This window comes from Pelomonas lactea (genome assembly GCF_043555885.1).
Taxonomy (GTDB): Bacteria; Pseudomonadota; Gammaproteobacteria; order Burkholderiales; family Burkholderiaceae_C; genus Pelomonas; species Pelomonas lactea.
In genome coordinates this window covers 208063-223985 of record NZ_JBIGHX010000009.1, presented here as the reverse complement: position 1 = coordinate 223985, position 15923 = coordinate 208063, and the positions used below count along the sequence as shown (strand labels likewise).

The 15923-nt window shown below is 72.6% G+C and carries 13 protein-coding genes; 11 read left to right on the top strand and 2 right to left on the bottom strand.

Annotated elements, in window-relative coordinates; translation table 11 throughout:
- The 8 genes from ACG04Q_RS22085 to ACG04Q_RS22050 all read left to right on the top strand — a co-directional run bounded on the left by ACG04Q_RS22085 (nt 1) and on the right by ACG04Q_RS22050 (nt 11368).
- Nucleotides 1-1092: a DUF2332 domain-containing protein gene (locus tag ACG04Q_RS22085; protein ID WP_394513639.1), complete on the top strand. Its 1092-nt coding sequence runs from the start codon at nt 1-3 to the stop codon at nt 1090-1092.
- 76 nt (nt 1093-1168) lie between these two features.
- Entirely contained in the window at nt 1169-2362 is a 1194-nt protein-coding gene (locus tag ACG04Q_RS22080; RefSeq protein ID WP_394513638.1) for an amino acid aminotransferase, read from the top strand.
- A 320-nt stretch (nt 2363-2682) separates the two neighbouring features.
- Complete coding sequence (locus tag ACG04Q_RS22075) at nt 2683-3924, top strand: D-amino acid dehydrogenase (RefSeq protein WP_394513636.1); 1242 nt, start codon at nt 2683-2685, stop codon at nt 3922-3924.
- Nucleotides 3921-5084, top strand: a complete 1164-nt coding sequence (locus tag ACG04Q_RS22070; RefSeq protein WP_394513635.1) for a serine hydrolase — start codon at nt 3921-3923, stop codon at nt 5082-5084. Before ACG04Q_RS22075 ends, ACG04Q_RS22070 begins: the two co-directional genes overlap by 4 nt.
- 158 nt (nt 5085-5242) lie before the next feature.
- A complete protein-coding gene (locus tag ACG04Q_RS22065; protein WP_394513633.1) occupies nt 5243-8137 on the top strand; it encodes a TonB-dependent receptor domain-containing protein in 2895 nt (964 codons plus the stop codon).
- Nucleotides 8138-8201: 64 nt separating this feature from the next.
- Entirely contained in the window at nt 8202-9101 is a 900-nt protein-coding gene (locus ACG04Q_RS22060) for an ornithine cyclodeaminase family protein (protein ID WP_394513631.1), read from the top strand.
- Nucleotides 9098-10519: a D-alanyl-D-alanine carboxypeptidase/D-alanyl-D-alanine endopeptidase gene (gene dacB, locus ACG04Q_RS22055; protein WP_394513630.1), complete on the top strand. Its 1422-nt coding sequence runs from the start codon at nt 9098-9100 to the stop codon at nt 10517-10519. The genes ACG04Q_RS22060 and dacB overlap by 4 nt, the downstream gene beginning before the upstream one ends.
- An 84-nt stretch (nt 10520-10603) precedes the next feature.
- Nucleotides 10604-11368 carry a substrate-binding periplasmic protein gene (locus ACG04Q_RS22050; protein WP_394513628.1) on the top strand — a complete coding sequence of 255 codons (765 nt, stop codon included), beginning with the start codon at nt 10604-10606 and terminating at the stop codon, nt 11366-11368.
- On the opposite strand, the gene ACG04Q_RS22045 is transcribed toward ACG04Q_RS22050, so the two are convergent.
- Complete coding sequence (locus ACG04Q_RS22045; protein ID WP_394513627.1) at nt 11361-12398, bottom strand: S66 peptidase family protein; 1038 nt, start codon at nt 12396-12398, stop codon at nt 11361-11363. The genes ACG04Q_RS22050 and ACG04Q_RS22045 overlap by 8 nt on opposite strands.
- 105 nt (nt 12399-12503) lie before the next feature.
- On the opposite strand from ACG04Q_RS22045, the gene ACG04Q_RS22040 reads away from it, so the two are divergent.
- Both ACG04Q_RS22040 and ACG04Q_RS22035 read left to right on the top strand, forming a co-directional pair.
- Complete coding sequence (locus tag ACG04Q_RS22040) at nt 12504-12740, top strand: DUF1653 domain-containing protein (protein ID WP_394513626.1); 237 nt, start codon at nt 12504-12506, stop codon at nt 12738-12740.
- A 70-nt stretch (nt 12741-12810) separates the two neighbouring features.
- Nucleotides 12811-14286, top strand: coding sequence for a C13 family peptidase (locus tag ACG04Q_RS22035; RefSeq protein WP_394513625.1), 1476 nt, complete (start codon nt 12811-12813; stop codon nt 14284-14286).
- On the opposite strand, the gene ACG04Q_RS22030 is transcribed toward ACG04Q_RS22035, so the two are convergent.
- Nucleotides 14283-14873, bottom strand: coding sequence for a twin-arginine translocation signal domain-containing protein (locus ACG04Q_RS22030; protein ID WP_394513624.1), 591 nt, complete (start codon nt 14871-14873; stop codon nt 14283-14285). The genes ACG04Q_RS22035 and ACG04Q_RS22030 overlap by 4 nt on opposite strands.
- An 84-nt stretch (nt 14874-14957) precedes the next feature.
- Between ACG04Q_RS22030 and ACG04Q_RS22025 the strand changes: the two genes are divergently transcribed.
- Nucleotides 14958-15920, top strand: coding sequence for a helix-turn-helix transcriptional regulator (locus ACG04Q_RS22025; protein ID WP_394513623.1), 963 nt, complete (start codon nt 14958-14960; stop codon nt 15918-15920).
- The last annotated feature ends 3 nt before the right edge of the window (nt 15921-15923 follow it).

Below are 15923 nucleotides of genomic sequence, written 5' to 3'. Positions count from 1 at the left end.
ATGGATGGTCACGCTCTTCAGACGCTGCTGCGCCGTTTCGGCGCCGAGGAATGCAGCCAGGAACCGCTCTACATCGCGCTGTGCGCCGTGGCCGCGGACGACGACCGCGCGCTGGCGCTGCTGGCCGAGGCGCCGCCCGAGCAGCGCAAGGCCAACCTGCTGCTGGCGGCGCTGCACGAGCGCGTGCTGGCCGGCGCCGCGCCCGAGCTGGCGGCCTACTACCCCAGCGCCGGCGGCGGGCGCCAGCCCGATGCGGGCCTGGCCGCCGCGCTGCGAGCCTGCCTCGACCGGGAATGGCCCGCGCTGGTGCAACACCTGCGCCACGGGGCGACGCAGACCAACGAGATCGGCCGCTGCGCGGTGATCTGGCCGGCACTGGGGGCGGCGGCGCAGGCGGCCGGGGCGCGACATCTCGCGCTGCTGGACTTCGGCTGCAGCGCAGGGCTCAACCTCGGCGTGGACCGCTACCGGCTGCGCTGGCGCACGGACGACGGCGCCTGGCATGAACGCGGCGGTGCGTCGGTGGCGGTCGAGTCACGCTGGCTGGGCGCGGCGCCGCCGCCGGCCGAGGCCGGCTGGCGCCTTGCGCTGCGCCACGGGCTGGACCCGGCGCCCGTGGATGTCACCGACCCGGCCCGCCTGCGCTGGCTGCAGGCCTGCCTGTGGCCGCACGATGCGCGCCGCCGCGAGCGGCTGGCCGGCGCAGCCGCGCAACTGGCCGACCTGCCCGTGACGCTGACGCAGGCCGAGGACTGCATCGCTGCCATCGAGCCGTGGCTGCGGGGCCTGCCGGCGGGTGTGCAGCCGGTGCTGCTGACGAGCTGGGTGCTGTACTACCTGAACGCGGACGACCTCGCGCGGCTGCGCGCCACCGTCGACCGGCTGGCGTTGAGCCACGGGCTGGCCTGGATCTGCGGTGACCTGCCGGCCCTGAGCGCGCGGGCCGCGCCGCCGCCGATGCCGGTGCTGCCGGCGGGCGAGGCGCCGTCGTCGCTGACGCTGTGGACGCTGCGGCATGCCGAGGCCGGCCGCGCCGCCGAGCGCCCGCTGGCCTGGAGCCACCCGCACGGGCGCTGGGTTTCTTGGCTCTGAATGCGGCTGCCGGCCACGCCCGACAGCCACGTTCAGGGCCTGCTCGGATAATCCCGCCTCCACAAGGAGACACCCCATGTTCCAGCACGTTGACGCCTATGCCGGCGACCCCATCCTGAGCCTGAACGAGGCGTTCCAGAAGGACCCCCGCGCCGGCAAGATCAACCTGTCCATCGGCATCTACTTCGACAACGACGGCCGCATTCCCATGCTGCCGTCGGTGCGCGCCGCCGAGCTGGCCGTCGTCGAGTCCGCCGGTGCACGCCCCTACCTGCCGATGGAAGGCGCGGCCAACTTCCGCAGCGCCGTGCAGGGCCTGCTGTTCGGCGCCGACCACCCGGCCATCGCCGCCGGCCGCATCGCCACCATCCAGGGCGTGGGCTCCAGCGGCGGCCTGAAGGTGGGGGCCGACCTGCTCAAGCGCTACTTCCCCGACAGCAAGGTCTACCTGTCCGACCCGACCTGGGACAACCACCGCGCCGTCTTCGAGGGCTCGGGCCACGTCTGCGAGACCTACCCCTACTACGACCCCGCCACCGGCGGCCTGCGCTTCGACGAGCTGCTGGCGTTCTTCCAGACGCTGCCGCAGCGCAGCGTCGTGCTGATGCATGCCTGCTGCCACAACCCCACCGGTGTGGACCTGACGGCCGACCAGTGGCGCGCGCTGGTGCCCGTCATCCGCGAGCGCCAGCTGCTGCCCTTCCTGGACCTGGCCTACCAGGGCTACGGCGACGGCATCGAGGAAGACGCCTTCGCCGTGCGCCTGCTGGCGGACGAGGGCCTGAGCTTCCTGATCGCCAACAGCTTCTCCAAGAGCATGAGCCTGTACGGCGAGCGCTGCGGTGCGCTCAGCGTCGTCTGCCCCGACGCCGACCAGGCCGCCCGCGTGCTGGGCCAGCTGAAGTTCATGATTCGCCGCAACTACTCCAACCCGCCCATGCATGGCGGTCAGATCGTCGCCAAGGTGCTGACCGACCCCAAGCTGCGCGCGATGTGGGAGGCCGAGGTGGCCGAGATGCGCGGCCGCATCCAGTCCATGCGCCAGGAGCTGTACCGCGTGCTGGCCGCCAAGCTGCCCAACCGCGACTTCAACTACTTCCTGACGCAGCGCGGCATGTTCAGCTACACCGGCCTGACCGCCGACCAGGCCGAGCGGCTGAAGACCGAGTTCGGCGTCTACATCCTGCGCTCGGGCCGCATGTGCGTGGCGGGGCTGAACACCCGCAACGTCGAGGCCACCGCCGAGGCCATTGCCGCCGTGCTCGCCTAAATCTGCCGAGGTTCGGGCCGAGCGCCGGGCCTGCCATGGACCGGAGGCCCATGGCGTTCCGTAGTCACAAGCAGTCCGCAGGGACTGCTTGTGTCCGACTCCACTCCGCAAGCCGGCCCGCCCTGGCGGTGTGCGAGCGGCTTGATGCCGCGAGCATCGCCGCCCCCTCGGGGGGACGACTGGCCTCGCCTGCGTTCAGCGGGGCGAGGCCGGGCGGGGGCACCTCATAACGCGCGGTGATGGCCGCCGCTGCCGGTTTCATTGGCAGCGGCTTCCCCGCGTCCTTACCCTGCCGGCCAGTACAAGAGCCCAGGGTCAGGATGAAGCATTGCGTGGTGATCGGCGGCGGCGTCGTCGGCCTGACGACGGCCTGGGCGCTGCTGCAGCGCGGCCATGCGGTCACGCTGGTCGAGCAGGAGACAGGCGTGGCCCAAGGCGCCAGCCGGGCCAACGGCGGCCAGCTGAGCTACCGCTACGTGTCGCCGCTGGCCGATGCCGGCGTGCCGCTGAAGGCGCTGCGCTGGCTGCTGGACCCCGACGGCCCGCTGCGCTTCAGGCCCGAGTTCGACCGGGCGCAGTGGTCGTGGCTGGTCGCCTTCCTGCGCAACTGCCGCGGCCCGGTCAACCGGCTGGCGACCGAGCGCCTGCTGGCGCTGGGCGCCTTCAGCCAGGCCGCCTTCGCGCGGCTGTGCCACGAGGCGCAGCTGGGCGACGTGATCGCGCTGCGCGCGCCGGGCAAGCTGGTGGTCTACCGGCAGCCCGCCGAGTTCGCCCGCGTCGCGGCGCGCGCGAGCGGCGGTGTGGAGCAGGCGCTGTCGCACGACGACTGCGTGGCGCTGGAGCCGGCGCTCGCTGACACCGAGGCCACGCTGGCCGGCGGCATCTTCACGCCCGGCGAGGCGGTGGCCGACTGCCACGCCTTCTGCGGCGCGCTGCATGAGCGGCTGGCCGCGCACGAACACTTCCGCGGCCGGCTGGGCGCGCGGGTCGACAGCTTTCTCACCGACCGGGCCGGCGTCGTATTCGGCGTTCGCACGACGGCCGGCGATGTGACGGCCGACGCCGTCGTGCTGGCCGCGGGCCTGCACAGCCGCGCGCTGGCCGCCACCGTGGGCGTGCCGCTGCCGCTGTACCCGCTGAAGGGCTACAGCCTCACGGCGCCCATCGGGCCGGGCCACCGTGCGCCGGAGGTCAGCGTGACCGACTTCGAGAAGAAGATCCTCTACGCCCGCATCGGCACCGACCTGCGCGTGGCGGCCATGGTGGACCTCGTCGGCGACGACCTGACGCTGGACCCGCGCCGGCTCGCGTCGCTGCAGCGTTCGGTGCGCGCCACCTTCCCGCACGCGGCCGACTACGACCGCGCCACGCCCTGGGCCGGCCTGCGCCCGGCCACGCCCAGCGGCGCGCCCATCGTGGGCGCCAGCGGCGTGCCCGGCTTGTGGCTCAACGTAGGCCATGGCGCGCTGGGCTTCACGTTCTCGTTCGCGACGGCGGACATCGTGGCCGAGCTGGTGTCGGGCCGCGCCAGCCCGCTGCCGCTGGACGGCCTGTCGCGGTGACCGCCGAGGACCTCGCCCAGGCGCTGCGCGCCGCCGTGCAGGCGCAGCGCTTCGAGCAGACCGCCGATGCGCTGCAGGGCGGGGCGCCGCTGGGCGTCATGCCCAGCATCGACCTGGCCGTCGCCGTGTTCGGCGGCGCCGCGCCGGTGGCTGCCAACGTGCTGTTCTCGCGCGAGCATCCGCAGGGGCTGGTGGCACGCTTTGACGGCGACTCCGGCGCCGTCCACAACATCGCCTTCCAGGCCGATGTGCGCAACGCGGCCGGCGACTCCTTCGCGTGGCAGCCCGGTGCGGACTGGTCGCGCATCGCGTTCCCGCCGTGGTTCGGCCAGGGCCCGCGCTTTGTCGCGCCCTACCCGGCGTCGCTGCTGAAGATGATGGTGGCGGTCGGCGTGGCCCGCCTCGTCGACCAGGGCCGCAGCGACTGGGCGCTGCCCCTGGCGTACCGGAGCCCCCAGGACAGGGCTGTGCCCTGTCCGCCCCCCGAGGGGGTCAAGGAAGCTTGGGGCGGCCCGGCGCTTCCTTGCGCCGGCAGCACCCGCGCGGTGGCGGACTGGTTGTTCGACATGATCACCGTCAGCAGCAACGAGGCCACCTCGGCGCTGGTGGCGCACCTGCATGACCGCGGCGCCATCCGTCGCGAGGGCGGCCGCGAGGTGCACAACGAGCTGCACGACGTGTTCGCGGCCCACGGCCTGCCGGGGCTGATGATCGCCAACACGCAGCCCGACGGCGGCTGGGGCAACGGCGCCGGAGCGGGCGTGGGCCAGATCCAGATGACGGCCTGGGACGCGCTGCGGCTGACGTGGCGGCTGGACGCCGATGCGCCCGCGCAGCCGCCGCTCGTCAGCCCCGCCAGCCGCGCCGTGCTGCGCCGCGCGCTGGATGCGCAGCAGCGCCACGAGATCCTGTCCAGCGAGTCGCTGCGCGCGCTGCCCGGCTGGGTGCCGGGCATCCCGACACACTTCGCGCACAAGACCGGCAACACGCAGAATTACGCCAGCGATGCCGGCATCGTGCACGACGGCGGGCTGCACTACCTGATCGCCGTGACCACCAGCCTGGGCTCGCGCTACGCACCCCATCCGCAGGCTGCGACGACATGGCGGCTGCCGGCGCTCGGCGCGGCCGTGCATGCCCTGCTGAAGGCCGGCGGCTGACGCCGGAACGGGGCGTGGCGGCCCCGTCCATTCGCGCAGGTTATGCCTCGCGCCCAAACCGTGATTGCCAGGAAGCCACGACCCGGGCACGGCCCTCTGGTGGCCGTGGCCCCGCTACGGCAATCATGACGACAGCGAATTTCTTCACAGGAACAACGATGAAACCCACCCGAATTGCCTGCGCCGCCGCGCTGCTGTGCCTCAGTGGTGCCTTGTCGGCCCAAACTGGTGCCGATGCACCGGCCAAGCAGCAACTGCAGAAGGTCACCATCACCGGCTCCAGCATCAAGCGCCTGGCGGACGAGAAGTCCATGCCCATCGAGGTCATCACCGCCACGCAGATCCGCCAGCTCGGCCTGACCAGCGTGGACCAGATCGTCGACAACCTGACCGCCAACGCCGGCAGCATCAACCAGGTCACCAACAACGCCGTGTTCGGCGGCGACGGCGAGAAGACCTTCGGCGGCGCCAACTTCGCCAACCTGCGCGGCCTGGGCCCCACCGGCACGCTGGTGCTGCTGAACGGCCGCCGCGTGTCCACGCACGGCATGAGCGGCGGCGCGGTGGACCTGAACACCATCCCGATGGACGCCATCGAGCGCGTCGAGACGCTGAAGGACGGCGCCTCGGCCATCTACGGCACCGACGCCATCGCCGGCGTCATCAACTTCATCACCAAGACCAGCTACCAGGGCGCGTCGCTGAGCGGCAGCTTTTTCATGCCGGAGGCCTTGGGCGGCGGTCAGACGGCGCGGCTGTCGGGCTCGGTGGGCTGGGGCAACCTGGCCACCGACCGCTTCAACGTGATGGCCACGCTGACGGTCGACAACAACCACATCCTGCGCGGCACCGAGCGCCCCTGGGCCACCGGCTACCAGCCCGACCGGCTGCTGACGCCCGACACCTCCAGCGCCATCCACGCCAACATCATCAACCAGGCCAACACGGCGCTCACGTCCGCCGGCACGACGGTGGGTACGGGCGATGCGACGCGCTACACCAACCTGAACCTGCTGGCCATCCAGGGCCAGTGCGAGGCCATTCCCAACCAGATCCCGCTGGCGCCCAACATCCAGATCTGGGACCTGTTCGGCTACACGCAGGCCAACTCCCGCTACCGCTGCGCGCGCGACTACGGCCGCAACTACATGCTGAAGTCGCCGCAGGAGTCGGTGAACGGGCTGATGCGTGGCACGTTCAAGATCAACGACGCGCACCAGGCCTCGGTCGAGGTCATGGCCTCCACCGTCAAGAACCGCGGCGAGTACTCGCCCATCCAGATCAGCGCCGGCAACACGACGGCCACCGTCAACGGCGTGACGGCCACGTCCAACACGCTGCTGCAGACCACCAGCCCTTACTACCTGAACATGCGCGCGCTCGTGAACGCCGCCCAGTTCGACCCCACCAAGCCCATCGCCTACCGCGTCAACTTCCTGAACGACCTGGGCCTGCGCATCCGCGAGAACGAGACCGACAACCTGCGCGTGCAGACGGCGCTCGACGGCACGATTTGGGGCCTGGACTACTCGGTGGGCGCCGGCTACGGCGAGTCCAAGAGCTCGGCCACGCTGATCAACGGCTTCCCCAACACGAAGAAGCTCGTCGATCTGCTGGCCAGCGGCAAGTACAACCCGTTCATCATGCCGGGCAAGACGCAGACGGCCGACGTGCAGCAGGCCTTCGAGGACATGCAGATGCGCGGCAAGATCTACGACGGCAAGACCAGCGTCAAGACGGTCGACGCGACGATCTCCGGGCCGTTGGGCAACTGGCTGGCCGGCCCGCTGGAGTTCGCGCTGGGCGCCAGCGCGCGGCAGGAGACCTACGAGTTCTCGGGCGCCACCGGCTTCATGTGCGTGGACAGCATCACCGCGACGACGCTGGCCACCTACGACAACAAGACGCTGACCTACGGCTGCCCGGGCAACACGTCGTCGCCGTCGCTGTCGCGCAAGATCGGCGCCGTGTTCGGCGAGTTGGTGGCCCGCCCGATCAAGGACCTGGAAGTGACGCTGCAGGCCCGCTACGACAAGTACCAGGTCATCGGCGGCACCACCAACCCCAAGATCGGCCTCAAGTACCAGCCGCTGGACACGCTGCTGGTGCGTGCTTCCGCCAGCACGGGCTTCCGCGCGCCGACGCCGCAGCAGGTGCGCCAGGGCGTCGTCGAGTCGCAGCTGACGGGCCAGTTCCGTGACCCGGTGCTGTGCGCCGATCAGGCCAACCCCACCGACCCCACGCAGTGCGCACGCCTGAGCCTGCCCTACCGCGCCGGCGGCAACCCGGCGCTGGAACCCGAGACCTCGCGCCAGGCCAGCGCCGGCCTCGTGTTCGCGCCGAATGCGAACTTCCAGGCCTATGCCGACTACTGGCAGGTCACGCTATCGGACCGCATCCGCCAGCTCAGCACCACCGAGATGATCTCGAACTACGACGTCTACAAGGACAACTTCGTTCGCGATCCGGCCACCAACGTCGTGCAGTACCTGCAGGCCGGCTGGGTGAACTCCGCCGGCAGCAAGACCAAGGGCGTGGACTTCGGTGCCAACTACCAGTTCGACGCGCTGCAGGGCCGCATGACCGCCTCGCTGACCGGCACGCGCATGCTCAGCAACAAGGAGCAGACGCGCGACAACGCGCCGTTCATCGAGTACGTCGGCAAGTGGAGCAACACCACGCTGTATGTGCCGCTGAAGCTCAACCTCAGCCTGGGCTACCGCACGGACCTGTGGAACGTGACCCTGTCCGGCAACTACCGCGACGGCTACGAAGACCAGAACCGCGGCCCCACGGCCGCCGGCGGCGCCAACTACACGACAGCCCAGCCGTACACGCGCCGCGTGTCGTCCTACAGCACGTTCAACCTCGTGGGCAGCTACACCGGCATCAAGGGCCTCACGCTGACCGGCTCGCTGATCAACATCGGCGACATCCAGCCGCCGTTCACCTGGCACAACGTCGACAGCGCCGCCGGCACCGGCTGGGACCCGCGCGTGGCCGACCCGCGCGGCCGCACCGTGGGCATCTCCGCGCGCTGGACCATGGAGTAAGCTGGCCCGGCCCCTCTCGCAAGGCCCCGCCCGGGGCCTTTTTCCTGTTCGTCGATTGCCCGCCATGCAACTCATCACCGAAGCGCAGGTCGCCACCGTGCTGGACGCCGACACCGCCCGCCTGGCGCTGCGCGAGGCCTTCCTGCAGCATGGCCGCGGCCGCGCCCAGGTGCTGGCCCGCCACCGCGCCACGGCCACGCAGGATGGCCACGCGCTCGCGATCAGCGCGATGGGCGCCATCCTCGATGCCGACGGCGACCTGCCGGCCGTGCTGGGCACCAAGGTCTACTCGTCGCGTAACGGCCGCTACCACTTCCTCGTCAGCCTGTTCTCGGCCGCCACCGGCGCAGCGCTGGCGACGCTGGAGGCCAACGAGTTCACGCGGCTGCGCACGGCCGCGGCCACGGCCGTCGCCACCGACCTGCTCGCGTTGCCCGACGCGAAGACGCTGGCCGTCTTCGGCGCCGGCATCCAGGCGCGCGCGCATGCCGAGGCGCTGGTGCGGGTGCGGGGCTTCGAGCGCGTGCTGGTCTGCGCGCGCTCGGGCGCCGAGGCCTTCGCGGCCGAGCTGGGCGGCGAGTCGGTCGACGCCGCCACGGCCGCCGCCGAAGCCGATGTGATCGTGACCGCCACGCGCTCGGCCACGCCGCTGTTCGACGGCGGCCTCGTCAAGCCCGGCGCCTTTGTCGCGGCGGTCGGCTCCAGCACCCGTACGGCCCGTGAGCTGGACGACACGCTGCTGGCGCGCGCCGCACTCATCGCCGTCGAATGGCGCACCGCCGCCGAGCTGGAGGCGGGCGACCTCGTCAACTGCCCGCCCGCGCGCTGGACGGAGCTGGGCGAGCTGCTGGCCAGCCCCCGCCTGCGCGGGCCGCGGGACATCGCCGTCTACAAGAGCGTGGGCATCGGCCTGGAAGACGTGGCGCTGGCCCGCGTCGTCGCACGCCGGCTGGGGGTGCTGTGACGCGGGCCTGGCTGTGTGCGGCCGCGCTGCTGCTGGCCGGCTGCGCGACGACGACACCCGTGCCCGACCCCGTGCAGGCCGCGCTCGCCAAGGCCGGCCTGCCCGCCGACAGCCTGGGCTATGTGCTGCAGCCGCTGGACGGCTCGCGGCCCGCCGTCAGCCGCCGGGCCGACGACGCGATGTCGCCCGGCTCGACGATGAAGCTGGTCACGGCCACCGTCGCGCTGGAGCGCCTGGGCATCAACCACCGCGGCCGCACCGAGCTGCTGGCCGCGACGGCGCCGGTCGACGGCGTCATCCCCGGTCCGCTGATCCTGCGCGGCGGCGCCGACCCTGACCTCGACTGGCCCGCGCTGTGGTGGCTGCTGCGCCAGCTGCGCGAGAGCGGCGTGCGTGACATCCGCGGCGGCCTGGTCATCGACCGCACGCTGTTCCACCCGGCGCGGCTGGACGTCGGCCTGCCGCCGTTCGACGACGCGCCCGAGTTCCCCTACAACGTCATCCCCGACGCGCTGCACTTCAACGGCAGCCTGCTGACGCTGGAGCTGCAGGCCACGCCCGACGGCGCCCGCGCGCGCAGCCTGCCCGCGCTGCCCGGGTTGGGCCTGGACGCGAGCGCGATGCGGCCGTCGCCGCGGTTGTGCAAGGACTGGGACGAGGTCTGGCAGCCCGCCGTCGTGCAGCCCGCGGGCGACGGCTGGCAGCTGGCGCTGCAGGGCGGCTTCCCCGCCGGCTGCCAGCAGCGCGTCGCGCTGCAGCTGGTGGATCGCCAGTGGCTGACCGTGCGCGCCGTGCGCCAGCTGTGGGCCGAGCTGGGCGGCACGCTCGGGCCGGGCGACGTGGAGGCGGCCGCGCCGGCCGGCGCCGTCGTGCTGGCCACGCACCGCGGCCGCCCGCTGGCCGAGGTGCTGCGTGGCGTCATGAAGAGCAGCGACAACGCGCTGAGCCGGCTGGTCTACCTGCAGCTCGGCGCGCAGGCTGCGTCGCCCGGCGAGCCGACGCTGGCCGCTGCCGACCGCGCCGTGCGCGCCTGGTTCAACGCGCACCAGCTCGACGACCGCGGGCTGGTGCTGGACAACGGCTCGGGCCTGTCGCGCACCGAACGCATCAGCCCCGCACAGCTGGCCGACGTGTTGCGCGCGGGCCAGCGCGGCGCACAGGCGCCCGAGCTGCTGGGCACGCTGCCCATCGCTGGCGTGGACGGCACGATGTCGCGCCGGCTCAAGGACGGCCCGGCCATGGCCCGAGCGCGGCTCAAGACCGGCACGCTGCGCGACGCGGTGGGCCTGGCCGGCTTCGTGCCGGATGCCCTTGGCAGGCCGTGGGTGTTCGTTGCGCTGCTGAACCACCCCGAGGCCGCTGCCAGGGGGCGGCCGGTGCTGGATGCGCTGGCGGGCTGGGTCGCGGAGCAGCGCTGAGCGGCGCGCGGGCCGGCGCCCGCCACGGTGGGCAGGCCGGCCGGATCGGCCTATCCTCGGTGCTCTCACCAGGGAGCGGCGCAGATGATGAAAGCACCGACGTTCGCGCTGCTGGCGGCGCTGTGGGCGTGGCCGGCACAGGCCCGTGACCTGCGGTTCGTCACCGAGCAGTTCCTGCCCTACACCTCGGCGGTCGAGGGGCGGGCCGTGGGGCCCATGGTGGACGTGCTGCAGGCAGCCTGCGCCCGGCTGGCCTGGCGGTGCGAGATCGAGGTGCTGCCTTGGCGGCGTGCGCTGGGCATGGCGCAGCGCGGCGAGGTGGACGGCATCTTCACCGTCGTGGATTCGCCGGAGCGTCGCCAGTACTTCCACGTGTCGCCACCGGTGGTGGAGGGGCGCTACATGCTGTTCGCCCGCGCCGGCAACGGTCTGCAGTACAGCGGCGACCCGCAGGTGCTGGCCGGCCGCATCATCGGTGCCTACGGGCCGTCGGTCACGGCGCTGACGCTGGAGGCGCTGATCGAGGGCGTGCCGCGCGTGCGCAGTGAAATCGAGCCCGACAACCGCACCGTCATGCGCAAGCTGGCCGCCGGCCGCTACGGCGAAGACGGCGCGGCGCTGGCGAACGAGGCCGTGGCGCAGCTGCTGATCCGCGAGGACGGGCTGAACAACCTGCAGCCGGCCGGGCAGGTGAAGGTGTTCGGCTACGCGTTCGGGCTCAGCCGGCTGAACGTCGATGTGGCGCAGGCCCAGGCCTTCGCCCGCACGCTGGGCGAGCTGTGCCGCACCGGCCGCACGGCGGAGCTGCTGCGGCCCTACGGCCTGCCGGCGTCGGCCTGCGTCAGGTGACGGCGGGCTGCAGCAGCCGCAGTGTGCCGGCCACGGCGTCCAGCTCGGCCGGTGCGCCCACCGGCACCGTCAGCTTGCGCTTGATGTGCCCGATGGCCGCGCCGCGGTAGACGGGAATGTTCAGCGGCAGAAAGTAGTCGTCGAACACCTCGTCCAGCGTCAGGCTGCCATAGCCGTCACCCGGCTCGCACTTCGTGAAGCGGCCCAGCACGACGCCCGTCAGCGACGCGAGTGCCCCGGCCAGCCGCAGCGTGGAGAGGCAGCGGTCGATGCGGTAGATGTACTCGTTGATGTCTTCCAGGAACAGGATTGCGCCGCGGCAGTCCGGGAAGTAGGGCGTGCCGGCCAGCGAGGCCAGCACCGTGAGGTTGCCGCCCACCAGGGGGCCGCGCGCCGTGCCCGGGCGCAGCGTGGTGATGCGCTCTTCGCGCGCGACCAGGTCGTCGCTGGGCTTGACGACCGGGTTGCGCAGCAGGGCCGCCTCGGCGTTCATCGCCACCGCCTTGAAGTTCTGCACCGAGTAGTCGTTCCATTCCGAACCGGCCACGGGGCTGTGGAAGGTGACGAGGCCGGTGCGGCGGTGGATGGCGTTGACGAGGCAGGTCAGGTCGCTGAAGCCGCCGAAGAACTTCGGCTTGGCGGCGATGAGGTCGTAGTCCAGCCGGTCGACGATGCGGTTGCAGCCCGAGCCGCCGGTCAGCGCCAGGACGCCGGCGACGGTGTCGTCCGCGAACATCGCGTTGACGTCGGCGGCGCGCTGCGCATCGGTGCCGGCGAACGGCCCGCGCCTTGCCGCCACGTGCTGGCCCGGCTTGACCTGAAAGCCCAGCGCCTGCAGCGACTCGATGGCCATCCTCAGCGGCTCGCGCTCGAAGGTCGCGTTGGCGGGGCTGACGAGGCCGATCGTGTCGCCCGGGCGCAGGCGGCGCGCCAGCCGTGGGGCAGGGGTGGCGCTGGCCGCGCCGGCCGCGGCCAGCAGGCCCGGTGCGGCGGCGCCGAAGTGCAGTAGTTGGCGGCGGGACGGGTTCATGGCGTTCGCGGGCGGTCGTGAAGAGGGGGCCCCCGCAGGCTTGCGCGCGCGATGCGGGCGGGCTTGCGCGGCATTGTGTGCGCGAAGGGCTGGTCCAATGCGCGCATGAGTGAAGCCGACCTGCCCCCACTGCCCGCCATCGCCCCCGGCCGCTACCGCCACTACAAGGGCGGCGAGTACGAGGTGCTGGCCACCGCCCGCCACAGCGAGACGCTGGAGGCCGTCGTGGTCTACCGGCCGCTGTACAACGACAGCGGCTGGTGGGTGCGGCCGTACGCGATGTTCACCGGCACGGTGGTGGTCGACGGCGTCGAGCGGCCGCGCTTTGCCAGCGTGGGCTGAGCCGCGGCCCGTGGCGGCGCCGTGATTCTTGCCACCCGGCCGTCCAGGCCAATGGCCGCATAGTGCGGGCATGTCTGACGAACCCCTGTTGCCGGCCGCCGTGCCGGGGTTGCCGCTCCCGCCCGCGCCGCCGCGGGCGCCGCCCGATGTGCGCGATGTGATGGCCGCGGCGGGCGGCGCGGTCCGGGCCTGGTGGGGTGACGGCGCACGGGTGCTGGCATGCCGTGCGCCGCGCTGGCCGTCGCAGCCGGCAGGGCCGGCGACGGTGGCGGTGCTGGTTGTCGCCAGCTATCTGCTGCACTTCGGCGCCCAGCGGGCGCTGATGGACGGCGCGCCGGTGCTGGTGTGGCGGGGCTTCCTGGCGGGTTGGGCGGGCATCGCCGTCAACGCCTGGCTGTGCTGGGTGGTGGCCCGCTCCGGCACCGTCGCCGCGGCGGCGACGCTGTTCGCGCTGGGGGCCAGCGCCGGGCTGGTGATGCTGCCCATCAGCATCGGCTTGATCGTGGCCCTGCAGGCCGTCATGGGGCCGTTCGACAGCTGGGCGCTGGGCCTGCAGATGACCGTCTGGCTGCTGCCGTTGTGCTGGATGGGCCTGGCCCAGCTCGTGTTGCTGTGGCGGGCCGCCGGTTCGGCGCTGGCGCGTGCGGCCGCGGTGCTGCTGGTGCCGGTGCCGCTGCTGCTGAACGGCTGGCTGGCACCGCCGGTGTTCTGGTGGACGCCGCCCGCCGCCAGCGCCGAGGCCGGGGCGGATGCCGAACCCGAGACCGGCCTGCCGTTGACCGACGACAGCATCGCCCGGCAGGCCCGCCTGCTGGACGACGCGTTGCGGGCGGTGCGGCCGCCGCAGCCGGGGCGCGTCAACCTCTACGCGGCGACCTACGCGCCCAACGCGTCGGAAGACGTCTTCATGCGCGAGAGCGCCGTGGTGGCGAAGACGATGCGCGAGCGCTTCGGCGCCGAGGGCCGGCTGGTGGAGCTGGTGGCCAACCGCGCCACCAGCGACACGCTGCCCTGGGGTACGCCGGCCAATCTGCGCGCCACCATCGCCCGCCTGGCCGCCGTGATGGACCGCGACCGCGACGTGCTGTTCCTGCACCTCACGTCCCACGGCGGCGCCGACGGCAGGCTCGCCACCGACACCTGGCCGCTGAAGACCGAGGAGATGACGCCCGAACTGCTCAAGCGCTGGCTGGACGAGGCCGGCGTGCGCTGGCGCGTGATCTCGGTGTCGGCCTGCTACTCGGGCAGCTGGATTGCGCCGCTGGCCGGCGACGGCACGCTGGTGATGACGGCGGCCGACGCCGAGCACACGTCCTACGGCTGCGGCAAGCGCTCCGAGCTGACCTTCTTCGGCCGCGCGATGTACGACGAAGAACTGCGCAAGACCCGGTCCTTCACCGAGGCGCATGCCGCCGCGCGCCTCGTCATCGACCAGCGCGAGAGGGCCGCCGGCAAGAAGGACGGCTACTCCAACCCGCAGATCAGCATGGGTGCGGGCATCGAGCCGGTGCTGAAGCGGCTCGCCGACGAGCAGCCGCCGCGTTAGCCCACGCGGGTCCAGTCCATCGACCAGTCCAGCGCCCAGGTCTTGCCGCCATCGCGCGACACGCCCTGCTGCCAGCGGCAGCCGTTGGGCGTGATGCGGTCCCACACGCTGCGGTAGAGCAACGGATTGCCGTTGTCGTCGGACGCCTCCTCGAAGACGCCGGCGCCGCCCTCGAAGCTGCCCATCAGGCCTTGCGCACCCAGCTCGCCGGCGGCGCCGTTGACCCAGAAGTCGCGCCACTGCGCCTGCTTCACGTCCAGCAGCCGCAGGCCCATGCCGCTGAACTGGCGCGCCGGGATGCGCAGTTCCTCCACGCTGCAGATGCCGGCGAGCAGGCCGTGCACGGTGGCTTCGCCATCGAAGACGTCCCAGCGCCCGTCGCGGCGGCGGTGGTTGACGATCTTCCAGCGGCCGGTCAGGAAGTCGAAGTCGCCGGGCCTGCCGGGCGTGCGTGCGGCGGGCAGCGCGCCCGTCATGGCCGGCCCGGGCTGCGGTTCGGCGGCTTCGGCGGCGGTGGCGCCGGCCAGGCCCAGCGCGGCGGCGGCCTGCAGCAGTTGGCGGCGGTGGAGGTCGGAAGTCGTGGTCATGGGTAGCCCCGGAACGTTGAAGCCCCCATGCTGCGACCTCAAAGCTGACAGGCGGCGTCAGGTTTTTCTGGGCACACTGGCGCCATGCGAGCGAGCCGCCTGCTGTCCATCCTGATCCTGCTGCAGCTGCGGCCGCAGGTCACGGCGCCGGCGCTGGCGCGCGAGTTCGAGGTGTCGGTGCGCACCATCCTGCGCGACATCGACGAGCTGTCGGCCGCCGGCGTGCCGGTCTATGCCGAGCGCGGCCGGGGCGGCGGCTTCCGGCTGCGCGAGGGGGCATTCGCGACGCGGCTCAACGGCCTGCTGGGCGACGAGGCGCAGGCGCTGCCGCTGCTGGGCCTGCCGGGTGCGGCCAGCGAGCTGGGGCTGGGCAGCGCGTCGCAGCGGCTGCGCGTGAAGCTGCAGTCGGCGCTGCCGGGCGACACGGCCGCGCTGGCCGGCCGGCTGCAGGCGCGGCTGCATGTGGACCCGCTGGACTGGTACCAGGGCGGCGAGCCGGCCGCCCACCTGCCGGCGCTGGCGCAGGCGGTGCTGGAATGCCGCGTCGTCGAGTTGGTCTACCTGAGCTGGAAGGGCGAGCGCCGCTGGCGCGCGCAGCCGCTGGGGTTGGTGCTGAAGGGCGGCGCCTGGTATGCCGTCGTCAGGTCGGGCGCGCGCACGATGACGCTGAAGGTCGCCAACGTGCAGTCGCTGGCCGTGGGTGGCGAGACCTTCGAGCGGCCCGACGACTTCGAGCTGGCGACGTGGTGGCAGGCCTCGCTGCAGCGCTTCGAGCGCGAACTGCGGCCGGCCGTGGCGACGCTGCAGCTCACCGCCGAAGGCCGGCGCCGGCTGGCCGAGCAGGGCCGCTACGCGGCGCAGGCCGTGGCCGCCGCCGCGGTGGACGCGCAGGGGCTGGCGCGCGTGCGGCTGCCCATCGAGAGCGTGGCCCAGGCGGCGCGGCTGGTGCTGTCGCTGGCGCCCGAGGCCCGGGCGCTGGAGCCGCCCGAACTGCGCTCGCAGGTGGCCGCGTGGGCGGCCCGGCTGGCGCGGCAGCACAAGGCATAGTCA

Excerpts from the sequence above, each read along its gene's own strand:
- ACG04Q_RS22025 (WP_394513623.1), top strand. The coding sequence starts at position 14,958 with ATGCGAGCGAGCCGCCTGCTGTCCATCCTGATCCTGCTGCAGCTGCGG.
- ACG04Q_RS22040 (WP_394513626.1), top strand. The coding sequence starts at position 12,504 with ATGAGTGAAGCCGACCTGCCCCCACTGCCCGCCATCGCCCCCGGCCGC.
- ACG04Q_RS22050 (WP_394513628.1), top strand. The coding sequence starts at position 10,604 with ATGATGAAAGCACCGACGTTCGCGCTGCTGGCGGCGCTGTGGGCGTGG.
- ACG04Q_RS22075 (WP_394513636.1), top strand. The coding sequence starts at position 2,683 with ATGAAGCATTGCGTGGTGATCGGCGGCGGCGTCGTCGGCCTGACGACG.
- ACG04Q_RS22080 (WP_394513638.1), top strand. The coding sequence starts at position 1,169 with ATGTTCCAGCACGTTGACGCCTATGCCGGCGACCCCATCCTGAGCCTG.
- ACG04Q_RS22035 (WP_394513625.1), top strand. The coding sequence starts at position 12,811 with ATGTCTGACGAACCCCTGTTGCCGGCCGCCGTGCCGGGGTTGCCGCTC.
- ACG04Q_RS22060 (WP_394513631.1), top strand. The coding sequence starts at position 8,202 with ATGCAACTCATCACCGAAGCGCAGGTCGCCACCGTGCTGGACGCCGAC.
- ACG04Q_RS22045 (WP_394513627.1), bottom strand. The coding sequence starts at position 12,398 with ATGAACCCGTCCCGCCGCCAACTACTGCACTTCGGCGCCGCCGCACCG.
- ACG04Q_RS22085 (WP_394513639.1), top strand. The coding sequence starts at position 1 with ATGGATGGTCACGCTCTTCAGACGCTGCTGCGCCGTTTCGGCGCCGAG.
- ACG04Q_RS22030 (WP_394513624.1), bottom strand. The coding sequence starts at position 14,873 with ATGACCACGACTTCCGACCTCCACCGCCGCCAACTGCTGCAGGCCGCC.
- ACG04Q_RS22065 (WP_394513633.1), top strand. The coding sequence starts at position 5,243 with ATGAAACCCACCCGAATTGCCTGCGCCGCCGCGCTGCTGTGCCTCAGT.